The following is a 6,198-nucleotide window of genomic DNA, read 5'->3' on the forward strand; positions in this document are numbered from 1 at the left end:
GTCCTTACCTAGGCTTCGGGTCATGAACCGCCAGCAGGAGTTCGTGCTCCGCACCCTCGAGGAACGCGACATCCGGTTCGTCCGGCTCTGGTTCACCGACGTCCTGGGCTTCCTCAAGTCGGTGGCGATCGCACCCGCCGAGCTCGAAGGCGCCTTCAGCGAGGGCATCGGCTTCGACGGCTCGGCCATCGAGGGCTTCGCCCGCGTGTACGAGTCCGACATGGTGGCCAAGCCGGACCCGTCGACGTTCCAGGTGCTGCCGTGGCAGACGCCGGACAAGAGCCACTACTCGGCGCGGATGTTCTGCGACATCGCCATGCCCGACGGGTCGCCGTCGTGGGCCGACCCCCGGCACGTGCTGCGGCGCGCCCTGGCCAGGGCCAGCGAGGCGGGCTTCACCTGCTACGTGCACCCCGAGATGGAGTTCTTCCTCCTCAAGGGCCTGCCGGACGACGGGAGCGAGCCCATCCCGGCCGACAACGGCGGTTTCTTCGACCAGACCAGCCACGAGACCGCGACCCACTTCCGCCGCCACGCCATCGAGGCGCTGGAGGCGATGGGCATCTCGGTCGAGTTCAGCCACCACGAGGGCGCGCCCGGCCAGCAGGAGATCGACCTGCGCTACGCCGACGCGCTGACCATGGCCGACAACGTGATGACGTTCCGGTACGTGATCAAGGAAGTCGCGATCACGCAGGGCGTGCGGGCCTCGTTCATGCCCAAGCCGTTCACCGACCAGCCCGGCAGCGGCATGCACACGCACGTCAGCCTGTTCGAGGGCGACCGCAACGCGTTCTACGACGCCGAGGACCCCTACCAGCTCTCCGACACGGGCAAGATGTTCGTCGCCGGGTTGTTGAAGCACGCCCGGGAGATCTCCGGCGTGACGAACCAGTGGGTGAACTCCTACAAGCGCCTGATCGTGGGCGGCGAAGCGCCGACGGCCGTGTGCTGGGGCCACGCCAACCGGTCCGCGCTGGTCCGCGTGCCGATGTACTCGCCGGGCAAGTCGTCGTCGCGCCGGGTGGAGATCCGCTCGCTGGACTCGGCGTGCAACCCGTACCTGGCGTACGCGGTGATCCTCGCGGCCGGGCTCAAGGGCATCGAGAAGGGCTACGAGCTGCCGCCGCCCGCCGAGGACGACGTGTGGTCGTTGACCGACCGGGAGCGGCGCGCCGCCGGGTACGACAACCTGCCGCAGAACCTCGGCGAGGCGTTGACCGAGATGGAGAACTCCGAACTGCTCCCCGAAGCGCTGGGGGAGCACGTCTACGACTTCTTCCTGCGCAACAAGCGGGCCGAGTGGGACGGGTACCGCCGCAGCGTGACGCCGTACGAGCTGCGCAACCTGTTGCCGGTCCTGTGAGGGAGACGCCCGTGCGGGTGGTGCACACCGGGCACTCGGAGAAGCTAGGTTTGCAGACCGTGACCGAGGTGCCCGCGCGTCCGGAATCCCGTCCCACGTTCATCGCCTGCACGGTGGCGACCGCCGCCGAACTGCCCGCGGTGAAGGTGCTGTCCAGCTCTTTCCTGGCCAACCACCCGCAGGCGAGGTTCCTGGCGCTGGTGGTCGACGCCCAGCCGGAGAACTCCGGGCCGGGCCTGGTCACCCCCGCCGACCTGGGGATGAGCCGGGAAGAGCTGGCGGAGCTGGCCACCGGCTGCACCGCCGCGCAGCTGTGCGGCGTGCTGCGGCCCAAGCTGCTGGAGCAGTTGCTCGGCCAGGGCGTGCCGGTGCTGTACCTGGACCCGTGGGTGCAGATCCTGCACCCGCTCACCGACCTGGTCGAGTCGGCCGTGCGCCGCGGTCCGCTCGTGCTGCTGCCCAGGGCGCTGCGCCCGCTGCCGGACGACGGCTTGCGCCCCACGCCGACCGAACTGCTCGAAACGGGTGTCTTCGACCCGGGTTTCCTGCTGGTCGCGCCGGGTGCGGAGTCGTTCCTGAGGTCCTTGGCCGACCACCTGCGCCGGACCCCGGACGCCACGAAGGCCGTGCTCGACATGGCCCCGGCCCTGGTCAACCTGCACGTGCTGCGTGACGCGACGGTCGGCCTGTCGGTGTGGAACGCGGCCCAACGCGACCTGCACCGCCGCCCGGACGGCACCCTGACGACGGTCGGCGAACCGATCCGCAGCGTCCACTTCGCGGGCTTCGACCCCCACCGCCCGTGGCTGCTGTCCGCCGACTTCGCCGACCGCCCCCGCGTCCTGCTCTCCGAACACCCCCTGCTGGCCGAACTGTGCACGGCCTACCGGGCGGAACTGGTCCGCAAGGGCCACTCCCCCCAACGCGTCCGCTACGGCTTCGGCCAACTGCCCGACGGCACCCAGATCCCGGACGACCTGCGCACCGCCTACCGCGACGCCGCCCGCTCCCACCCGGGCTCCGCCTTCAGCCCGGAAGGCTGGACCCCGACCACCGCCGAACCCGCGGAACCCACCGCCACCCAGCCCTCGCCCGAACCCGAGCCGGTCCCGGACCCAGTCGAGCCCTCGCCCGGAGCCGAGCTTCCCGCCGAGGCGGCGCCGGCCGCCGATGCCGCCCGATCACCCGCCTCCGTGTCCGGCCAGATCGAACCGAGCGCCGCCGGCCCCGAATCACCCAGCGCCTCCACACCCCGGATCAACGGCACCCCTCTCCCCACCACCGCCGCTGACCCCACCCCTCCCGCCACCACGGGCACCGGCCCCGAGCCCACCCTCGCCGCGCCGCTTCCCGCCGCCGGCTCCGCGCCGACCAGCCCTGCCGCCGAGCCTCCCGCCGCTGAACCTCTCGCCGCCGGGCCTTCCGCTGCCGAATCTGTTGCGGTCACCGTGCCCGCTGCCGACGCCGCGCCTTCCCCGGCTGCCGCACCGGCCGCCTCGGGCTCTCCCGCCTCGGGCTCTCTCGCCGCCGAGCCTCCCGCGGCCGAGCCTCTCGCCGCCGAGCCTCCCGCCGCCGAGCCTCCCGCCGCCGAGCCTCCCGCCGCCGAGCCTTCCTCGGCCGAGCCTTCCTCGGTCGCCGCACCTCCAGCGTCAGCCTCTCCGGCCGTTGAGCCTCAGGTCGCCGCGCCTGCTGCCGATGCCGTGCCTTCCCCGGCTGCCGCACCGCCCTCCTCGGCATCTCCGGCCGCCGCGCCTTCCCCGGTCGCCGAACCCGCCTCCTCGGCATCTCCCGCCGCTGAGCCTCCAGCCGCCGCACCTCCTGCCGTAGCCGAGCCTTCCCGGGTCGCCGCGTCCCCAGCCGAGCGCCCCACCCGTCCGGCCGTCGCGTCCCCGGCGCGCACCACCCCACCCCCCGCCTTCGGCCCCGACGGCGGAGCCGGGTTCGTGGCCTGGGCCAGTGAACCCGCGCCCGGCCTGCCCGGCAGCACGCGCTGGGCCGCCGCCCTCTGGCGGTCCGACGAAGCCCTCCGCACCCAGTTCCCCGACCCGTTCGGCGCGGACGCCGCGGCCTTCCGCGACTGGTGCGCGAGCGTCGGCGTGGCCGCGGGCCGGTTGCCGGTCGACGCCGTGCCCCGCCCCCGCGCCGAAGCACCCGTCCTGCACGACCAGCTCGGCGTCTCCGTCCTCGGCACCGGCCCGATCGCCGACCTCGTCCGCGCCGCCGCCCGCGCGTCCGGCCTGCCGACCTCCACCACCGCCGGCTACCCGGTCGTCATCCGCGTCGGCGGCACCACCGAACGCGTGCCGGACAGCCGCTTCGTGGTCGACTACCTCCTCGACGACGACCAGCCGACCGACGCCGCCGAACTGTGGGTGCCCTCCGAGACGACCCGCGCCGCCCTCGAACGCCAAGGCGGCCCGACCGTCCGCGTGCTCCCGCTGCCCGTACCGGAAGCCGAACCCCACCCCCGCGAATCACACGAAAGCGTGATCTTCGGCGCTCTCGCCGACCACGCCGTCGACCGGGCGGGCAACGTGCTGGGTGCCGTCTCCGCCTTCCTCTCCGCCTTCCCCGACCGCAACGACGTCACGCTGCGCATCGAGGTCACCAACGCCGACGCGCACCCCGAGGCCGCCGAACGCCTGCGCCTGGCCACCGCCGCCGACCCGCGCATCGAGCTGGTCGACGCCCTCGGCCCCGTCGACTGCCTCGTGCACCTGCACCGCGGCGGCGCGTGCGACCGGATCGCGCACAGCCTCGCCCGGCACGCCGCCCGCGCCACGCCGATCCTGACCTCCGAGCACGGCGCGGTCGCCGAGCTGTTCGACAAGGCGGCCGCGATCTTCGTGCCGTGCCGCCAGGGCGTGGAACCCGACGTGCAGGCCGCCGCCAAGCTCATGCGCGCCCTCGCCGACGACCTGCCCACGGCCGCCGCGATCGGCATCAAGGGCCGCGACCACCTGCGCGCCACCCGTGACGTCGCCAAGGTCGGCGAAGTCCTGCGCGAACGCGTCGAGCACGCCTACCGGGGCTGGCGCGCCCGCCGGGCCAAGCCCGCGCCGACCGTCGACCCGCTCAAGGCGCTCCACTCGGCCAAGCACGCCCTGCTGCGCCAACCCGACGTCGGCACGGCCAGCCGCACGCCCATGGCACCGCAGCTGCGCAAGGTGGTCCTGCGCGTCCTCGACCACTACGACAACCACATGCGCGACGTGCTCGCGTCCCTGGTCGACGGGGTCGAGCGCACGGTCTCCGAGCTGGTCCGCCGCCAGGACGACCTGTCCACCGGCGTGGGCCTGGGCGAGCTGGAGGTGCTGCGCGCCGAGCTGGAGCAGCACGCCGAGCACCAAGGCCACCTCGCGGACCAGCTCGTCGGCATCGACGACGGCGTCGTCCGGGTCCGCGCCGACATGGCCGGCCAGGGACGACGACTGCGCGAGATCGAGGACGCCGTGGTCGCCGAGGCCGCCAAGCGCGCCAAGCAGGGTGACGCCCTCGCCCAGCGCATCGACAAGCTGGCCGTCGCCCTCGAACGCACGCTCGACCGGATCGACTCGCTGGAGTCCAAGGTCGTGGACGCGTTCCGGGGCCGTGACACCAGGCTCGACGCCGGGCTGCGCGCCGCCAACCAGGCGCAGCAGACCGCCGACGCCCTGCGCCGCGTCGTGGTGCGCGAGCACGAGCGGCACAGCGAGGTCGTCCCGCGCAGCTCGCTCGTGCTGACCGACGTCGGGCTGCTGCGCCTGCCGTCGGACGACGCGTTCATGCTCCCGATGCTGTCGAGCAACGGGGTGTGGGAGACCGACCTGTCGGAGCTGATCGACTCGGTGGTCGAGCCGGACGGCATCTTCCTCGACGTGGGCGCGTACGTCGGGTACCAGACCGTGCGGATGCTCAGCCGGTTCGGCACGGGTGGCGCGGTGGTCGCGGTCGAGCCTTGCCCGTCCGCGCGGGCGCTGCTGCGGCACAACGTCGACGTCAACCTGCCGGAACGGGTGGCGCAGCAGCTGGTCCTGGTCGACGCCGCGGCCTGGGAGAGCACCGGTGAGCTGGCCACCCAACCGTCGTTGACCGGCGGTGTGTCGGTGGCACCGCTGCCGGAGGGCGCGGGGGACGACGTGCCGAGGGTGCGTGCGGCCAGGCTCGACAAGGAGCTGGAGTCCGTGCCGTCGTTGCAGGGCCGGAAGCTGTCCGTCGTCCGGGTGGACGCACCGGGTCGTGGTCACCGAGCGCTGGCCGGTCTGGTGCGCTTGTTGCGCCGGGATCGCCCACACGTGTTCCTGGAGTTCTCCGCGTCGGCGACCGAGGGTTTCGGCGACGATCCGGTCACGGTCCTGAAGGAGTTCCGCATCTGGGGCTACGACCTGGTGCCGGTGGCGACCCGTGAGGCCGCTTCGCCGGAGCAGATCGTCGCCGCGATGGAGGGGATGCGGACCATCTCGCTGTGGCTGCGACCGCGTCCCGTCGCGCCGAAGGGCCCCGGCCCGCAGGTCGCCCCGGCGTCCCGCCCGGCTCCGGCAAGCCGCTGACCAGGCGATTTGACACCGGCGAAGGTCATGAGTAACTTTTACCGAGTCGCCAGCAAGAACCTCGGAACGAGCGGTTGACACCGCGAATCGGGCCGAGTAGACTACTGCGGCGTCAAGCTCCCAGAAACGAATAAGCAGCACAGCGTGCTGCCTCCGCTCTGGAAACTGATACAAATTGAATGCGAAGCGAGTTTGTCGCGGAGCCGAGAAGCCGAAACCGGCCGATTTGACACCGCGAAAACGAACGAGCTAAGCTTCAACCACAGCGAGAAACACAAAGCCCCGGAATGAACCGCGGTAAGA

2 protein-coding genes are annotated in these 6,198 nt (G+C 72.5%); both read left to right on the plus strand.

Features of this window, described 5'->3' with window-relative positions; all coding sequences use genetic code 11:
* Positions 1 to 22 precede the first annotated feature (22 nt).
* On the plus strand, positions 23 to 1,366 hold the full coding sequence (locus LZG04_RS37070; RefSeq protein WP_233826172.1) for a glutamine synthetase family protein: 1,344 nt from the start codon (positions 23 to 25) through the stop codon (positions 1,364 to 1,366).
* An 11-nt stretch (positions 1,367 to 1,377) separates the two neighbouring features.
* Positions 1,378 to 5,895, plus strand: coding sequence for an FkbM family methyltransferase (locus LZG04_RS42830; protein ID WP_308199645.1), 4,518 nt, complete (start codon positions 1,378 to 1,380; stop codon positions 5,893 to 5,895).
* The last annotated feature ends 303 nt before the right edge of the window (positions 5,896 to 6,198 follow it).

The sequence above is a fragment of the Saccharothrix sp. S26 genome, assembly GCF_021390395.1.
Taxonomy (GTDB): Bacteria; Actinomycetota; Actinomycetes; order Mycobacteriales; family Pseudonocardiaceae; genus Actinosynnema.